Origin of the sequence: Allobosea psychrotolerans (genome assembly GCF_002917105.1) — a bacterium.
Classification (GTDB): domain Bacteria; phylum Pseudomonadota; class Alphaproteobacteria; order Rhizobiales; family Beijerinckiaceae; genus Allobosea; species Allobosea psychrotolerans.
The window spans coordinates 40997-56693 of the sequence record NZ_PQFZ01000008.1 but is presented as its reverse complement, the minus strand read 5'-3'; the positions used below and the strand labels follow the sequence as shown (position 1 = coordinate 56693).

15 protein-coding genes are annotated in these 15697 nt (G+C 61.2%); 9 read left to right on the top strand and 6 right to left on the bottom strand.

What is annotated here, in order from left to right; genetic code table 11:
- Positions 1-212 precede the first annotated feature (212 nt).
- A complete protein-coding gene (locus CYD53_RS15045) occupies positions 213-1352 on the top strand; it encodes a patatin-like phospholipase family protein (protein WP_103719072.1) in 1140 nt (379 codons plus the stop codon).
- A 924-nt stretch (positions 1353-2276) separates the two neighbouring features.
- Here CYD53_RS15045 and CYD53_RS15040 read toward each other — a convergent pair.
- Complete coding sequence (locus tag CYD53_RS15040) at positions 2277-2918, bottom strand: NrsF family protein (RefSeq protein ID WP_103718914.1); 642 nt, start codon at positions 2916-2918, stop codon at positions 2277-2279.
- Between the two features lie 81 nt (positions 2919-2999).
- Positions 3000-3572 (bottom strand): sigma-70 family RNA polymerase sigma factor, encoded by a 573-nt coding sequence (locus CYD53_RS15035; RefSeq protein ID WP_103718913.1) that lies wholly within the window; start codon positions 3570-3572, stop codon positions 3000-3002.
- Positions 3573-4110: 538 nt separating this feature from the next.
- Between CYD53_RS15035 and CYD53_RS15030 the strand changes: the two genes are divergently transcribed.
- The 3 genes from CYD53_RS15030 to CYD53_RS15020 all read left to right on the top strand — a co-directional run bounded on the left by CYD53_RS15030 (position 4111) and on the right by CYD53_RS15020 (position 6836).
- Entirely contained in the window at positions 4111-5760 is a 1650-nt protein-coding gene (locus tag CYD53_RS15030) for a thiamine pyrophosphate-binding protein (protein ID WP_245928250.1), read from the top strand.
- Positions 5761-5844: 84 nt separating this feature from the next.
- Entirely contained in the window at positions 5845-6330 is a 486-nt protein-coding gene (locus CYD53_RS15025) for a hypothetical protein (protein WP_146055925.1), read from the top strand.
- Between the two features lie 23 nt (positions 6331-6353).
- Entirely contained in the window at positions 6354-6836 is a 483-nt protein-coding gene (locus CYD53_RS15020; RefSeq protein ID WP_103718910.1) for a YHS domain-containing (seleno)protein, read from the top strand.
- Between the two features lie 81 nt (positions 6837-6917).
- On the opposite strand, the gene CYD53_RS15015 is transcribed toward CYD53_RS15020, so the two are convergent.
- From CYD53_RS15015 to CYD53_RS15005, 3 genes are all read right to left on the bottom strand, one after another.
- Complete coding sequence (locus CYD53_RS15015; RefSeq protein ID WP_103718909.1) at positions 6918-7592, bottom strand: peroxiredoxin-like family protein; 675 nt, start codon at positions 7590-7592, stop codon at positions 6918-6920.
- A 75-nt stretch (positions 7593-7667) separates the two neighbouring features.
- Complete coding sequence (locus CYD53_RS15010) at positions 7668-8438, bottom strand: enoyl-CoA hydratase/isomerase family protein (RefSeq protein WP_103718908.1); 771 nt, start codon at positions 8436-8438, stop codon at positions 7668-7670.
- A gap of 35 nt (positions 8439-8473) precedes the next feature.
- On the bottom strand, positions 8474-9112 hold the full coding sequence (locus CYD53_RS15005; RefSeq protein ID WP_103718907.1) for a glutathione S-transferase family protein: 639 nt from the start codon (positions 9110-9112) through the stop codon (positions 8474-8476).
- A 111-nt stretch (positions 9113-9223) separates the two neighbouring features.
- Here CYD53_RS15005 and CYD53_RS15000 point away from each other — a divergent pair, with 111 nt between their 5' ends.
- The 5 genes from CYD53_RS15000 (at position 9224) to CYD53_RS14980 (ending at position 13698) form a co-directional block, all read left to right on the top strand.
- On the top strand, positions 9224-10111 hold the full coding sequence (locus CYD53_RS15000) for a LysR family transcriptional regulator (protein ID WP_103718906.1): 888 nt from the start codon (positions 9224-9226) through the stop codon (positions 10109-10111).
- Positions 10112-10531: 420 nt separating this feature from the next.
- Positions 10532-10927, top strand: coding sequence for a thioredoxin family protein (locus tag CYD53_RS14995; protein WP_103718905.1), 396 nt, complete (start codon positions 10532-10534; stop codon positions 10925-10927).
- Positions 10928-10940: 13 nt separating this feature from the next.
- Positions 10941-11657, top strand: coding sequence for a cytochrome c biogenesis CcdA family protein (locus CYD53_RS14990; RefSeq protein ID WP_103718904.1), 717 nt, complete (start codon positions 10941-10943; stop codon positions 11655-11657).
- Positions 11658-11780: 123 nt separating this feature from the next.
- Complete coding sequence (locus tag CYD53_RS14985; protein ID WP_103718903.1) at positions 11781-12971, top strand: YeeE/YedE family protein; 1191 nt, start codon at positions 11781-11783, stop codon at positions 12969-12971.
- A 22-nt stretch (positions 12972-12993) separates the two neighbouring features.
- Complete coding sequence (locus CYD53_RS14980; protein WP_103718902.1) at positions 12994-13698, top strand: haloacid dehalogenase type II; 705 nt, start codon at positions 12994-12996, stop codon at positions 13696-13698.
- Positions 13699-14626: 928 nt separating this feature from the next.
- Here the strand turns inward: CYD53_RS14980 and corA are convergent.
- Entirely contained in the window at positions 14627-15694 is a 1068-nt protein-coding gene (gene corA / locus CYD53_RS14975) for a magnesium/cobalt transporter CorA (RefSeq protein WP_103718901.1), read from the bottom strand.
- Positions 15695-15697 lie beyond the last annotated feature (3 nt).

The window sequence follows — 15697 nt, the reverse complement described above, 5'->3', positions numbered from 1 at the left end:
TGATCCGCTATCGAACTGCATTGGCCTCGAACGAGGCGCGCATCGTGATGCTTGGTCTCGCCATAGCGTGCGCCTATTGAGACGGAAGCCAGACGGCATTTTCCTCCTGGCGCCGTGATGCTGACACTGCCCCGCAAGCGATCGGCGTTGCGCCACGCATCACGGGATCAGCCGCCATGGACGATATTCGCCTTCTTCCCCAAACAGCCGCCATGACCAGCGACGCCTTGTCCGCTGTGCCCAAGCCGCAGGCCGGTCAGGTCGTCCTCGTCCTGCAGGGCGGTGGCGCGCTCGGCGCCTATCAGGCCGGGGTCTACCAGGCCCTGCATGAGGCGGGCATCGAGCCGGACTGGGTCATCGGCATCTCGATCGGCGCGATCAATGCCAGCCTGATCGCCGGCAACGCGCCGGAAAACCGGCTGGAACGCCTCAGGGAATTCTGGCGGCGCATTGCGCAGGAGCCCCACCTGGATTTCATGTCCGGGATGCCCTGGCTCGGGCGGATGCTGCCGAACTGGAGAACCATTACCAATGGCGTCGAGGGCTTCTTCAAGCCCAATCCGCTCGCCTTCCTCGGCATGCATGCGCGGCTCGCTCCCGATGCGGCGGGCTATTATTCGACGCGCCCGCTCGAGGCGACGCTGACCGATCTCGTCGATTTCGAACGCCTGTCCGATCACGGCGTGCGCCTGACGGTCGGTGCGGCGAATGTTCGAACAGCCCAGATGCGCTATTTCGACAGCCGCGACACCGCGCTGACGGTTCGCCATGTGATGGCGTCGGGCGCGCTGCCTCCGGCCTTTCCGGCGGTGCGGATCGATGGGGAGCTCTATTGGGACGGCGGCATTCTATCGAACACACCGGTCGAGGCCGTGTTCGACGATAATCCCCGGCGCAACTCGCTGATCTTCGCCGTGCATGTCTGGAATCCGCAGGGCGACGAACCGGAAACGATCTGGCAAGTGATGAACCGGCAGAAGGACATCCAGTATTCCAGCCGCGCTGTCAGCCATATTGCGCGGCAGAAGCAGATACACACGCTGCGCCACATCATCGCCGACTTGGCACGACGCCTGCCAGATGGCGAGCGCCAGAGCGAAGCCGTCCGAGCGCTTGCGGCCTATGGTTGCCTGACGCAGATGCACGTGGTGCGCCTGCTCGCGCCGCAGCTCGACAACGAAGACCACACCAAGGACATTGACTTCAGCCCAGCCAGCATCAGGGAACGCTGGGAGGCCGGCTTTGGCGCGACCGCACGCATGCTGGAGACGACGCCCTGGGAGCAGGAAGTTGACCCCTTGGAGGGGTTCTATCTCCATGAGGCGAACCGATCAGACAAGACTGCTGGCTAGCTAGCTGACAATGCCGAAACTACCAAACATCAGCTTAGTCACGGTTCTTTTACTTCGTGGGCCTCACCATGCGTTGTGCTGCACGCACCCGGCCGCCTCTATTACGCGTCCCAGGACAGGCTGAACCACATAAACAGTACGCTACGCGGCAAACGCTTGCCGCTGCGGTTGAGCATCTTTAGCATAATGTCTTTTCGACGATCTTGGTGATGCTTGGCGCCGCCGCTACCGCTACAGCATTTGGTTGCCCGCTGCTGCCCGTCGCTATGAAGCTAGCTTGGTCGGCGGCGCGATCGTGATCCTGTTAGACTACTGCGTAGTAGCCCGCCCTGCCGGCGAACCTGACGGACCACGACAGTCCGTCATCCGGCAGCAGATCCACGATCTCCACCAAATGTCGGAAAATCCGCTTCGCCGACTCCATTGGTCACTGCCCGGCGCCTCATCCACGGGCCGCACCTCTGCTGATCGCCGTTCCCCAAGAAGCCATCGACCTCTTCACGGGCGTAGCACAGCTACCAGGCCTCCTCATCCATGCCAGCAGTCGTTGAGCTTGTCGTGAAGACACCCCCCGTCTGCAAACTCAAATGCCTCTCGGCAGGCTGAGCGTTGCCCTTTATCCAGAACGGGCAGTGCTGATTCATGCGCTGCCTCCCTGAGTTAGAGCCCAGTCGTCGATGTCGCATTCAATCGAGACCATGCTAACGCGGCGACCATTCATGCTGCTGGATATATCCGACCATCCTACGCATTGCTGCGTGCAGACCCGGTAATCGCCGTCCCGCCCGACATCCTTGCAGCTGCTACCTCCTGCCCTCGCCGGACAGCAGGGGGGGGGGCAGATGCCGACCACCCTGATCAGTGAAACGATTGCCTCAGAACTTCAGCACTGGAGATTGTCAGCGCTCTCCTGGATATGCTGATTCACCATCGAACAACGCGCGGGAAGAGTAAGGCACCAAGACCAGCGGTTGCCGCCATGGCAAGCGGGTACCAGCTTCCGAGGAACGGTGCCGAGTCGTCCGGGCAATGAAGACTATAGGCAATGGCAGCGAGGCCGGCAGAAGCCATGCCTGCACATAGCCCGGTCAGGTGCCCATTGACCGGCGCGCCCCGACGCGCCAGCGCAAGCAGGACAACGAATGGACAAATCGCGTAGAGCGGAACGGCAATAAGGCAGGCACGCCAGCTCCTCCCAAAAGTCAGCGCACTCCATTGGTCGAACGGCGCCTGCGATAGCGAAATGAACGCCCAGCCTGCAATCAGCCCAACTGGGACCGCCATCAACCACAGGAGGCGTGCCGGCTTCAGTCCGGGGCGCAGGCTGCTCTGGAAGACGCTGAGCGCCACCGCTGCGATGCTAGCGCCGAGCAGGACTTTTGCGATGACAGGGAGCGTCATCCAGGCACTGGCGATGTCGTGGCGCACGCCGAGCGTGAGCAGGACTAGGCCGGCCGTTGCGATCAATGCAATGAGAGCGGAAAGCCAAGTCGCGCGCGACAACCAGCCGGTATCCACCGGGTGGTTGCTTGCGGCCATGAGGGAGATCAGATCGTCAGTTTTCATGTCGGGCCGGGGGATGAACTCTCGATAAGCGGGACTTCGCAGGAAGTCGGCAAAAGGTTACAGAGCGTACTGTCAGAAGCCTCATATCGACGTGGCACCCCGTTTCGACAGAAATTTTGCCATGGCCTGCAAGCCACGGTGAATAGCTACCTTGGCCGCCGTCTCGGTCATGCCGGTCGCGCTAGCTGCCTCCGCCACGCTCGTGCCTTGAAGCTTGACTCGATCGATCAAAGTTCGTGTCCGCTCCGGCAATGCCTGCATGGCACGCGCCAGGTCGAGCTTTGCGTCGGAGGCCGCTTCATCTGGCGCCGCCAACTGGTATTCCTCGTCATCAATCGGCAGGTTGGAAGCATGGCGGCCTGTGCGGCGCAGATGATCGACGAGCTTGTAACGCGCGATCGCACGGGCCCAGGCTGTCACCGGGCTAGCCGGGTCATAGGTGTGGCGGGAGAGATGTAGCGCCAAGAGCGTCTCTTGCAGCACGTCCTCCGTCTCGCTCATCTCGCTGCGTCCGACGCGTGCCAGCATCTGGCGGACGTAGCCGCGCAGGCGAGTGCTGATAGTATCGAGGAAGAGTCGGTAGGCCGCGGCGTCGCCGCCAAGCGCAGCGAGGAAAACGGGCCGAAGCTGCGTTTCGAGTTCAGCGAGCGACAAGGGTTAAGCGCTTTTCCCAGTAGGGCGGAATTCGCCTTATTCCGTCGCATGGCGACAAGAGGCTCACAAGCCTGCGCCGGGCTTTTGGGCACCATTCCCTCGTCAATTCGATCAGCCACGTCGGAGTTGTCGACGAAAATGGCGTATGTCAGGGGCTACCTAAAATTCGCGGCGGCTGTTGATCGCGAGTTCGGGCTGTTCCGGTTAGCAGCAAGGCGACATCATCAAGGGTCTCGTTATCCCTGCTGCTGGCGACCGAGCATTCTCGCGACGGTCAACGTTCGGCCCTCGCCGACGACCTATGCGACCTGCCAACTCGCCACCGACTGCGACGGCCGGGTGCGATCCGAGCTGTGTGAACCTCGGGGTTGCATCGCCGGATCCGCATGGATCGAGCAGGCCTGCAAGACGCCCATGCCATCAGATCTCCTCAACCATCACAGCGGTGAAGCTCACGTTTCCGTGAACATGTAACCGATGCGCATCGCAGAGCGATCTCTCACGGGAACCCAATGCCGCGACATGCGGGGGAGAGAAGATGCATCACGATACAAGTTCAGCGGCGGTGATGGCCCAACCAGTCCGAGTCGATCTCGTCACAGGCGCCGATCTGCTTGCTGCACGATTGGCGGCGGCTGGCGCGACGCATGCGTTCGGCATCCCCGGCGGCGAGGTGCTGGCGCTGATCGATGCGCTGGAGCGCGCGGGAATTCGGTTCCTCCTCGCCAAGCACGAAAACGCCGCCGGCTTCATGGCCGAGGGTCTCTGGCACACAACGGGAGCATTGCCGGTTCTGGTTGCAACGCTGGGACCGGGCGTAGCCAACGCCGTTAATGTCGTCGCCAATGCCCAACAGGATCGTGTGCCGCTGGTCTTCATCACAGGCTGTGTCGATCATGCCTTGGCCGAGAGCTACACGCACCAGGTCTTCGACCACCAAGCGGTATTGCGACCGCTGGTGAAGGCGAGCCTGCGCGCCGCGCCAGGCACAGAGGATCTTGTCGTCGAGAAGGCGATCGCCATTGCCAGGAGCGGCCGCCCAGGCCCGGTGCACATTGATCTGCCAATCTCCGTTGCTGAAGCGCGCACTGCAAGGCGTGGACCACTGGTTACGCCACAGCTTCAGGCCAACATCCCCGCCGATCTTTCGGTCGCCCGTGATTTGATCGCGAGTGCAAAGAGGCCCTTGGTGATAGCCGGACTCGACCTGGTCAATCAGGGGGGTGCCGCGGCGCTCGATGCGTTTCTGACGCGTACCGGGGCACCGCTTCTCACGACCTACAAGGCCAAGGGACTTGTGCCGGAAGGCGATCCGCGTGTTATCGGCGGTGTCGGCCTATCGCCGAAAGCCGACGCGATTGTGAAGCCGTTGATTGAGGCGGCCGATCTCATTATCTTAGCTGGCTACGATCCTATCGAGATGCGTCAAGGTTGGCGCAATCCTTGGCCTACGAGCAAGCGTGTCATCGATATCGTCGCGCAGGATATGCCCCACGGCATGCACCGCGCGAGCATTCTGCTGGAAGGCAATGTCGGAACGATCCTGACGAAGCTTGCCGAAGGACCAAGGCGCGGCAACGTCTGGTCGGGGGGCGAGCCCGAGAGGGCCAGAACGGCCATTCGCTCGGCCTTTGCCGATCGACCAGAATGGGGGCCGCACGCGGTATTTACGATCCTGCGGGAAGTGGCGCCGACAGGAACGGTAGCCACCGCCGACTCCGGCGCCCATCGAATCCTGCTCAGCCAGATGTGGAACAGCGATGGGCCGCGTCGGCTGCTGCAATCGACCGGGCTCTGCACCATGGGCTGCGCACTACCGCTGGCAACGGGCGCCGCACTCGGCTCGGGCCAACCAACTCTTTGCTTCGTCGGCGATGCCGGTCTCGAAATGGTGCTCGGTGAGCTAGCCACTCTTCGCGATCTCATGGTGCCTGTCGTGATCACCGTGCTTGTCGATGAGAGTCTCGGCTTGATCGCACTGAAGCAAAAACAGCTCGGCCTCAAGCGTGCCGGCGTCGAATTCGGCTCGTCCAATTTCGCAGCAGTGGCGGAAGCATTAGGCGGATACGGCGTCGCGGTCGCCGACCGCGAAGCCTTGAAACGCGAAGGGCAAGCTGCGTTCCAACGAGGTGGCTTTACTGTGCTTGCCTGCCGGATCGACGCCCAAAGCTACGAGGGAGCCTTCTGAAGTCTCGGTTCACAACGAGCAGGTGCGGCCGCCGTCGCAGCCCATTTTTCCCCTTCGATCACTTAACATACAGGAGTGCAGATCATGATCACCGCAACCATGCCGCGCAATTTCGCGCTGCCCTCTACGCGTACCGTCATTAGCCTTGCACTCGGCGGCTTTGCCGGCCTTGGATTTTGGGAATTGTTCGCAGCGGTTCCTACGGCCTGGTTCGCTGAATACCCGCTGGAGCCGCCAGAGTTGGTGAAGTCTCTGTTTGCGCACCAGTTCGGCCTGGACATTTCAACGCCGGTCGCCAAGCTGCTGCATTACCTTACGGGATTTCTGTTCTACCCGCTCGGCTACTACGGTCTGACGCGTTGGGTGAAAAGTTTCGGCATGCCTGCCGATGGCTGGATCTGGGGCATCATCACCTACTTCATCGCCTTGGGCTTCTTCGCTCCACTGGCCGGTCAGTACTTCCTTCTCAACGACGTGCCCCGCCTTTCTTTCATGAGCTTCGTCGGCCACGCGATCTACGGATATCTCGCCGCCTACGTCTTCGAGGTGCTCGAAGCGCGCGCTGCTTAAGCAACGAGCAGGGGAGATAAGACATGCTCAACAGGCGCAATTTCATCCGCCGCATCGGGGCCGCTGTTGCCACAGCTTCGCTTGGTGTCACCTGCGCGCGCGCTGAAAGCTACGGACCGGTCAATACTCTGGGATCGACCGACGGGACCGCAATCCAGGGCTTCGACCCAGTCGCGTATTTTCGCGACGGCGGTCCGCGCAAAGGTAAGCCCGAGTTCTCCGTTCGATATCGAGGCGCCACCTGGCGCTTCGCGAGCGCGGAGCACAAAGCGCTCTTCGAGGCAGATCCGATACGGTATATGCCAGCTTATGGTGGATTTTGCGCCTATGGCACATCGCGTGGTTACCTGGTCAAGATCGAGCCAGACGCCTGGTCGATAGTCGACGGCAAGCTGTATCTGAACTACGATCTTGACGTCCGTCGAACTTGGCTGCGCGACACCAAAAAATACCTCGCCCGCAGCGAAGCAGGCTGGCCTGGACTAACGGCGAAAGACATCCGCTAGGACCAGGTGGGAACGCCCGTCAGCCAAGATCGATGTCTTGGCTGACGTCAGTCTCCAGCGTTCCGGCGCAAGCGGGGGCCTCTAGCAGGCGGCAACGGCAGCGCGGCGCAGCGCTGGCAGCATGTCGTCAGGTTCCGGGCGAAGGGTATAGTCGGGATTGACCTCAGCGTAGAGGAGGATTCCGTCCCGCCCGATCACGAAGCGTGCGGGCATCGGCAACGTCCAGCTAGGGTCGCCGTTGAATGACGGCAGGTCGTTCTTGAGCTCCTTGTAAAGGGCGACCAGATAGTCGGGCAGCGAAAATCGCAGGCCGAAGGCGGCAGCGACATCGTTGTGCGGGTCCGACAGGATCGGGAAAGTGAGTTCGTTCTGGCGCACCGATTTACGGCTGTTGGCCGCGGTCTGAGGCGAAATGGCAACCAGCCTGGCGCCTAATTTCTCGAATGCGGGCAGCGCGGACTGCAGCGCCTGGAGCTCCATATTGCAATAGGGACACCAGACGCCACGATAGAAGCTGAGAACCAGCGGCCCACGAGCCAGCAGTTCAGCCGACGAGACCGCTTTGCCGTCAGAATCGTTCAGCGTGAAGACGGGCGCCTTATCACCGGCCTTCAACGTGCCCTGCACTGCGCCCGAAGCAATCAGTTCGGTGGTAGCGCGATGCATCGTCTCGATCACCGATCGGGGGACGCTATAAGGCGCCTTTCCCGCTTCGAAATCGGCCTTGAAGGCGTCAAGTTCGGCTTGAAGCGACATAGGGAACTTCCCTGATTTTGGAGTGTTGGAATCTCCGCCGATTGAAGGGACATCGGCGGAGAAAGACGCGAGCTGTCAGGCCTTGGTGGCCATTGTACGGGCGACTTCGGCTGCGCTGATGCCTTCGAGAGCGAGGCCGTAGCCCACGCCTTCATCGATGATCCGACGAAGCTTCTGTGTCAGCGCAATGCGCGTGTAACGGCCAGTCAGTGGTGGCAATGCGGCCAGCCCCTCGGCTATCTCACGGGCGCGGTCGAGCAATCGGTCGGCCGGTACGATCTCGTTCACCGCGCCGTATTCCCTCGCGGTTTCCGCATCGAGGATCTGACGCGTCAGAATGAAATAACGCCCACGGACGCTGCCTATCACCTCGGGCCAAAGCAGATTGACGCCATCACCCGGAACGATGCCGAAGTCGAAATGCGGCTTGTCTTGGAACACCGTCTCGGGCGTCGCCAGGATTATGTCCGCCAGCAGCACGTATTCCGAATGGAGCAACACCGGTCCGTTGAGCGCCGCGATCATCGGGACCTCGATGTCGAGGATGTTCATCAGGACCTTTTTGCCCTCCCGATAGATCTTGTCGTAGCCGCGGGGGGTGAAGAAATCGAAGCCTTCAGGGCTGATCGCATCCATGAAGGCATCGCCGGAGCCGGTGAGGATCACCACGCGATTGTCAGGATCCGACCCGATTGCGTGGAACAGGTCGACGAATTGCTCGTGGACTTGGCCGTCAAACACGAGCTTGCCGCCATTCGTGTGCAGCGCGACCTCCAGCACGCCGCTCAGAGAGCGCGTCAGTCGAGCATTGGGGAAGGCATCGCGGTAATTCTCGAAGCGTGACATGCGTCGATTCCTTGCTGAGGAGGCTGAGGGAGATTTCAAGCTTGGGAGATGAGCGCTTCGACACGGGAAAGCGCGCGCCGAACAGCGGGACGCTCGGCAATGCCTTCGAACCAGCGAGCCAGATATGGGCGCCCGTCGAAGCTCATGCCCGAAAAATCGCGCCGCCAGAGCCAGCCGAAATGAGCGATGTCAGCGATGCTGTAATCGTCGCCAGCCATAAATCGACGCTCACCGAGCATGACTTCCAACAGGTCGAGCACTCGTGCCGCTTCGGCAGCAAAACGTGCCTCAGCGAGGGGCTGCGGTTCGGAAACCAAACGCTTGAAGAAGCCAGCATTGCCGAAGGCGGGGCTGAGCGTCGAGGCGTGGAAGAACAACTGCTCGAAGACGCGCGCGCGATCGTCCCCGCCAGCCGGAAGCAGCTTGCCGGTTTTCTCGGCGAGATAGACGAGGATCGCCGCACTTTCGGTGAGCGTTACTGCCGTGCCTGTCGACCCTTGCGGGTCGATTAGTACCGGCACCTTGGCATTGGGATTGAGTGCGACGAACGCCGAAGTCTTCTGCTCGCCTTGGCGAATATTGACCCGCTTCAGCACGTAATCGACGCCCATCTCCTCAAGCGAAATAGGCACCTTGACGCTGTTGGGCGTCGCAAATGCATGAACTTCCATCATCTCTGGATTTCCCTGCGCCGTATCGTCGGCAATGGGAGGAGTTATGGCCATTCCTAACGAAGCGTGGCAGACAGGCGAGAGGGATGGAACTTATTCTCAGAAGGAATAACCATGGATCGCTTGCAGGCGATGACCACTTTTGTACGCGTGATCGAGGTTGGCTCGTTCTCGGGTGCCTCGAGGCTCCTGGGCGTAGGACAGCCTGCGGTATCGAAGACGATCGCGCAGTTGGAGGAACGACTGCAGGTTCGGCTGCTGCTGCGCTCAACGCATGGCCTCACGCCGACTGAGGCGGGGCTGCGCTTCTACGAGCGGGCACGTCTGGCTATCCAGGAAGTCGATGAAGCGGAGTTGGAGGCCCGCGGCGCAGGCGCAGGGCTCTCCGGCCGACTGCGCATCTCGGCGGCGCCAACCTTTGCGCGTCTACTGATCGTACCGCGCCTGCCCGAGTTCCTCACGCGTCACCCGGATCTGGAGATAGACGTAATCCTAGACGATCGGGTAATCGACCTAATTTCGGAAGGGATTGACGTATCCCTGCGCATGGGCGACCTGCCAGACTCAAACGCGGTCGCACGACGGATAGCGACCGGCGGCCGCTCTGTCGTTGCCACGCCGGCCTATCTTGCACGGGCCGGTACTCCGCGTGTGCCGGCCGACCTCGCTGGACACGAGGCAATTATCTATAGCCAGCTTAGCAACAACTGGGTCTTTCGACGGAGCGGCACCGAAGCATCGGTGGCGGTCCGCGGCCGCCTGCGGGTCAGCGCGGCAGAGGGTATCCGTGCGGCAGTGCTCGCAGACTTGGGGCTGGCAATTGCCTCCGACTGGATGTTCGGCCCCGAGTTGGCGAGCGGAGCCGTGCATCGGGTGCTGGAGGATTGGCTGCTGCCGCCGATCGACCTTTGGGCGCTGTTTCCCACGGGGCGCCTCGCCAGTACAAAGGCACGTGCATTCGCGGATTTCGTTGAGGCGATTATCAAGCGGCCAACGAACTGATCCCTTCAACGCCCGCCGTTCTCTTTGGCCGGGATTCTCAGCAAATCGTCGCCTGGTGGCAAGCTGGCGTGCACCGGAGAGGGCCAGAGACTCCCTCCCTCTCCTGGGTTAATTGCGCCAGGCGCAGAAACTCAGCTGCTGTCCAAAACGGAACTTTGCCGTCCGACTGCAGAGATGTTCGCTGCGCGACCGGCTTATAGTCGAAACCGCACCTGATCCTGTCTGCCTTCAGGGGTGCGCTCAAAACAGGCTCCGTTCCCTGCGCACTGATACTGGTCGGGCGCATCGCGCCGGTATCCTCGACCGAATGCGCGATCAACTCCGCGTGAGCGCTGTAACGAAGTCCGCCGTCATTTCGAATCCCCGTAGTCAGACACATGTCGGGCCTTCGCCGAGTCACGAACATAACTGAGGTCGCCTATGATCAACCGTCGTCATGCACTTGCCGCGCTTGCCGCATTCTCGCTCGCCTTGGTGGGGTGGGGGGTCTCCGCTCAGGAGGAGAAAGCTTACTCACCCGCGGCGCTCGACGCGGCGATCAAAGCCGGCAAGCCGGTTCTGATCGACGTCACAGCAACTTGGTGCCCGACGTGCAAGGCGCAGGCGCCGATCCTCTTGGAACTCGCCCAGCAGCCCAAGTTCAAGGACCTTGTCGTCTTCAATATCGACTTCGACAGCCAAAAGGACGCGCTCCGCAGTCTCAAGGTCCAACACCAGAGCACCTTGATCGTCGTCAAAGGCGGCGCCGAGGTCGGACGTTCCGTTGGGGACACGAACAGGGCTTCGATCGAAGCTCTGCTGTCGCGCGCTCTTTGAGGTAACCGGGCCAATGGCCACATCAGGCTTCGCACTGCTCGCCGGCATTCTGTCGATCCTGTCCCCGTGCGTCCTACCACTTCTGCCGATCATCCTTGGCACGGCGGTCTCCGAGCACCGTTTCGGCCCCGTCGCTGTGGCGGCGGGACTGGCGCTATCGTTTACCGCTATCGGCCTATTTGTGGCGACGATTGGCTTTGCGATTGGCCTCGACACCGGCATCTTCCGCATTGCCGCAGCAACCATGCTGATCGCGCTGGGCCTGGTGCTTATGTTGCCTGCGCTTCATGCGCGTGTAGCGGCCGCCGGCGGCCCGCTCAGCAACTGGACCGAACAGCGTTTCGGCGGATTTTCACCGAGCGGTCTGCAGGGCCAGTTCGGCGTCGGCCTGCTGCTGGGTGCCGTCTGGAGTCCGTGTGTCGGACCAACGCTGGGCGCAGCCTCGGTGATGGCAGCGCAGGGCCAGGACCTCGCGGCAGTCACACTGACTATGCTGTCATTCGGTGTGGGCGCAGGCCTGCCGCTAGTCGCGTTGGGGATGTTGTCCCGCGCGCGCCTCACGGCGATGCGGAATCGGATGATGGCAGCTGGGCAAGGCGTCAAATCCGCACTCGGCGGCTTTCTAGTCGCTGTAGGGCTTCTGATCCTGACCGGTTGGGACAAGAACCTCGAATCTAAGCTCGTAGCGGCTTCTCCCGAATGGCTAACCCGTTTGACGACATCGTTTTGAACGCGATGCATCGTGACACTGGCAAAGGCTAAACGGGATGTTCGTGCTCACTTGGTACTGTCTTGCGGTTGCGATCGTTGCGCGAATCGATGCCGTCGCCGGACGTTTGCTCCTGAGGTGGTGATGGCCGAAGCCACCTCGACCACCACCGCAGTAGACCCCAGTGGCGGTCGTGACATTCGCAGTGAAACCACCCAGCCGATCGTTGTCGTTGTGGCGACGGTCGCGGCTGCCGCCGTGGTCTTTGTACCGCTCTATCATGCCTCAAACTGGCGACTTCCGGTTCTTGCGCTCGTTGGCGCTGGCTTGGGTTTCGTTTTGTTTCAAGCGACCTTCGGATTTGCCGGCAGCTTCCGCGCCGCGCTGGAGCGTCGGGATTTTTCTGGCTTCCGCGCCCAGACCATTGCACTCGCCCTCACGAGTTGCATCTTCTTTCCGCTGCTTGCGGCGGGACATCTGTTCGGGCTCCCATTGTCCGGGTTCGTCACGCCGATCGGCATCTCGTTCATCGTGGGCGCCATACTTTTTGGCGTCGGAATGCAGATCGGCGGCGGATGCGCCTCAGGCACCCTCTTCGGTCTTGGAGGTGGCAATGTGCGCCTTCTCATGACGCTGGCATTTTTTGTCGTGGGCTCAGCAGTCGGCGCAGCCCATCTCGGATTCTGGTGGACGCTCCCTGCCGTCCAGACGGGGACGTCGCAGGACCTGCTCGGATGGCCACTCGCGCTAGCGATCCACCTGACGATATTCATGGCCATTATTCGCCTGGTGCCTGCGTCAGAGACCGATGTCCGCGCGCTATCGTGGCGCTGCCTATTTCGGGAACCGTGGCCGTTGGCTTGGGGAGCAATCGGCCTGGCCCTCTTGAATATCTCGACGCTGGTACTCGCCGGACGACCTTGGGGCGAGACGGCCGGATTCACCCTTTGGGGTTCGAAGCTGGCGGCGATCGTCGGCTTCGAGCCTGCGAACTGGCCCTATTGGCAGGGCAACGCCGGCCCTATCGCGACCAGTGTATTCGCTGACACTACGTCGGTGATGGACTTTGCGATGATAGCAGGCTCGGCTGTGGCAGCAGGGCTTAGCGGCCGCTTTGCTGCCCGATCGGGAGGCAGCGGTCGTGCTTGGTTTGGAGCCGCTCTTGGCGGATTCCTAATGGGCTACGGCGCGCGGCTGTCGGATGGCTGCAACATCGGTGCATATTTCTCGGCACTCGCGTCGGGTAGCCTTTCCGGCTGGGTCTGGGTCGCAGCTGCTTTTCTTGGCAGCGCCATCGGGCTGAAGCTGCGCCCCGCGTTTCACCTGGATCGATAGAAGTCCAGAATGGGAGGAATCCATGAACATTGAGCCCTTGCATGGCGTTAAAGGCTGCATTTTCGATGCGTACGGGACGCTGTTCGACTTCGCTTCGGCAACCCGCGCCTGCGAGGACGTTTTGGGAGATAAACTTGCTCCCCTGACAAACCTCTGGCGCGACAAGCAGCTTCAGTACACTTGGCTGCTCGCCGCACAGGAGCGGCATCGCGATTTCTACCAGGTTACCGCGGACGCTCTCGATTTTTCACTCGAAACGCTGAATGTGTCTTCTCCCGGGCTGCGCGAAAAACTGCTGAATCTGTACCTGTTCCTCAGCCCGTTCCCTGAGGTGGAAGGCGTACTCAAGCACTTGAAGGGCGCCGGCTTGAAGCTCGCGATCCTGTCAAATGGCACTCAGGCCATGTTGGATAGTGCTGTACGTCACGCTGAACTCGAAGGTTATTTTGATGCGGTACTCTCGGTTGAAGCCGTCGGTGTCTTCAAGCCGAGCCCCCGCGTATATCAATACGCACTGGACCGGCTGGACATGCCAGTGGGCGCGGTGACCTTCCAATCGTCCAACGGGTGGGATGCTCATGCCGCATCGGCCTTCGGAATGAAAACGATCTGGTGCAACCGGTACGGCCAGCGGCGGGAACGCCTGCCAGGATCTCCGGACAGGGAAATCACTACACTCTCAGCCATGCCGAGCCTTGTTGTCGGAAGCGAGGCGCCGACAGGGTAGCTGGGCGAGCTGATACAGCTCGTGGCCGCCCTTCTCCTGGTGCACGCCGCCTTCAACTGATTGGCAGACAATGCCCGGAGCCTCGCTAGCTAGCCTGCTTCAGTTGGGCGCGTCGCAATGCTCGAAGCCTCGGACAACGCTTGGGTCCTCCACTAGGCTGACGTTGTGTTTCAAAATACGGGTTCGAAATTGAAATTCCTGAATGAAATCAGTGCGGCTTATTTCAAAATATGGGTTCAAGCCTCACGGGCTAAGGGCCCCTGAGAGGCCTGCTATCGACGTTGTCGCTCTCCGAATAAGGCCGCGGAGGCCACGCCACTCGAGTGGCTGCTTTCATGAGGCTTTAAAGCAGAGTTGGATGTCGCGTTTCCGCGTGGAATGGCTAAGTCCTCTGCTCCCTAGGGCGTCGGGGCCCCAACATCTCAGACCAATCCGTTGAGGGAGAGCGGGCAATGCCGGTGCCGTTGAGCACAGGTCCATAGATCGCAGGATTCAAGCACTAGGGCCGTCTGCTTGCTCAGCTTGAAATGTGTTTCAGATTATGGGGTAACGAAGGGCACGCATGACCAAAATATGGGTCCCAAAGTGACAAAGTATGAGGGCACTTCGGGCGAAAAATCTCAATGATTTCAGTGATAACTTTTCAGGTTATGAGTACCTGCACATATTCCCCTCATCGTCATCGCGGGTAGAGCCCACGGGTTTGATCTTTGATCGGTCCAACGATAAACTCCACGCAAACCCGAGTTTCCAGGCGCGCCATGGTCGGGCTTGACCCGACCATCTCTGAATTCAGCTAGCTGGTCATGAGGTTCTCGGGGCAAGCCCGAGAATGACGATCTACGATCGATCCCGGATCGGAGCGACTTACGCCGCTTGTCCGGGACGACTGAGCGGGCGGTGCCGATTTCGGAGCGTGAAGGCCCGCTCACAGCCAGCCATTCTTCCGGAAGCGCCAATAGAGCACCGTGCAGGAGATCACGATCAGCACCAGGACGGTGTGATAGCCGAACTGGAGTTCGAGCTCCGGCATGTTCTTGAAGTTCATGCCATAGATGCCGGCGACCGCGGTCGGCACCGCCAGGATCGCGGCCCATGAGGCGAGTTTCTTGGTGATCGCGTTTTCCTGGCCCTGGCCGATGAGCAGGCTCACTTCGAAGGCGAAGGCGAGCACCTCGCGCAGGCTGTCGATCTTTTCCTGAACCGTGCGGACATGGTCGGTCACGTCGCGAAACATCGGCGCGAGCGTCGGACGCACCTGCGGTACGCTCGCATTGGCGAGGCGCTGGCAGACATCGACCAAAGGCGCGGCTGCGTTGCGCAGGCGCAGAAGATCGCGCCGCAGCATGTAGAGCCGCTCGATGTCGTCGCGGATCATCGGCTTCGCCAGCACCTTGTCCTCGATCTCCTCGACCTCCTCATGGATCGCCTCGAGCACCGGCATGTAATTGTCGACGATGAAATCGAGGATCGCGTAGAGGATGAAATCCTCCCCCTTCGCCAGCGAGGTCGGACAGGTCTCCCAGTGCTGTCGCACCGTCCTGTAGGAGGTCGAGGCGCCGTGGCGGACGCTGACGATATAGCCGTTGCCGACGAAGATATGCGTTTCGCCGAACGCGATGCGCTTGTCGACCAATTGGGCCGTGCGCGCGACGACGAACAGGGCATCGCCATATTGTTCGAGCTTGGGACGTTGATGAGCGTTCGTCGCGTCCTCGACCGCGAGCGGATGCAGGTTGAACTGCTGCTGCACGCGACGGAGCAGATCGGCATCGGGCTCGAGCAGGCCGATCCAGACGACATGACCGTCCTTGCGGGCCCATGCGCCCGCCTCCTCTACGGGTATGTCGGCGATGCGCACGCCATGGGCATAGACGCTGGAGGCGACGACGCCGGTCTCGTGGAGATGGCCTTGCTCGGGGACCTTGGCGGGCGCGGGTTCGGCGGGCGACGAAGACGGGGTTTCGGCGGCAAACCGCTTTTCGGCGACTGACATGGG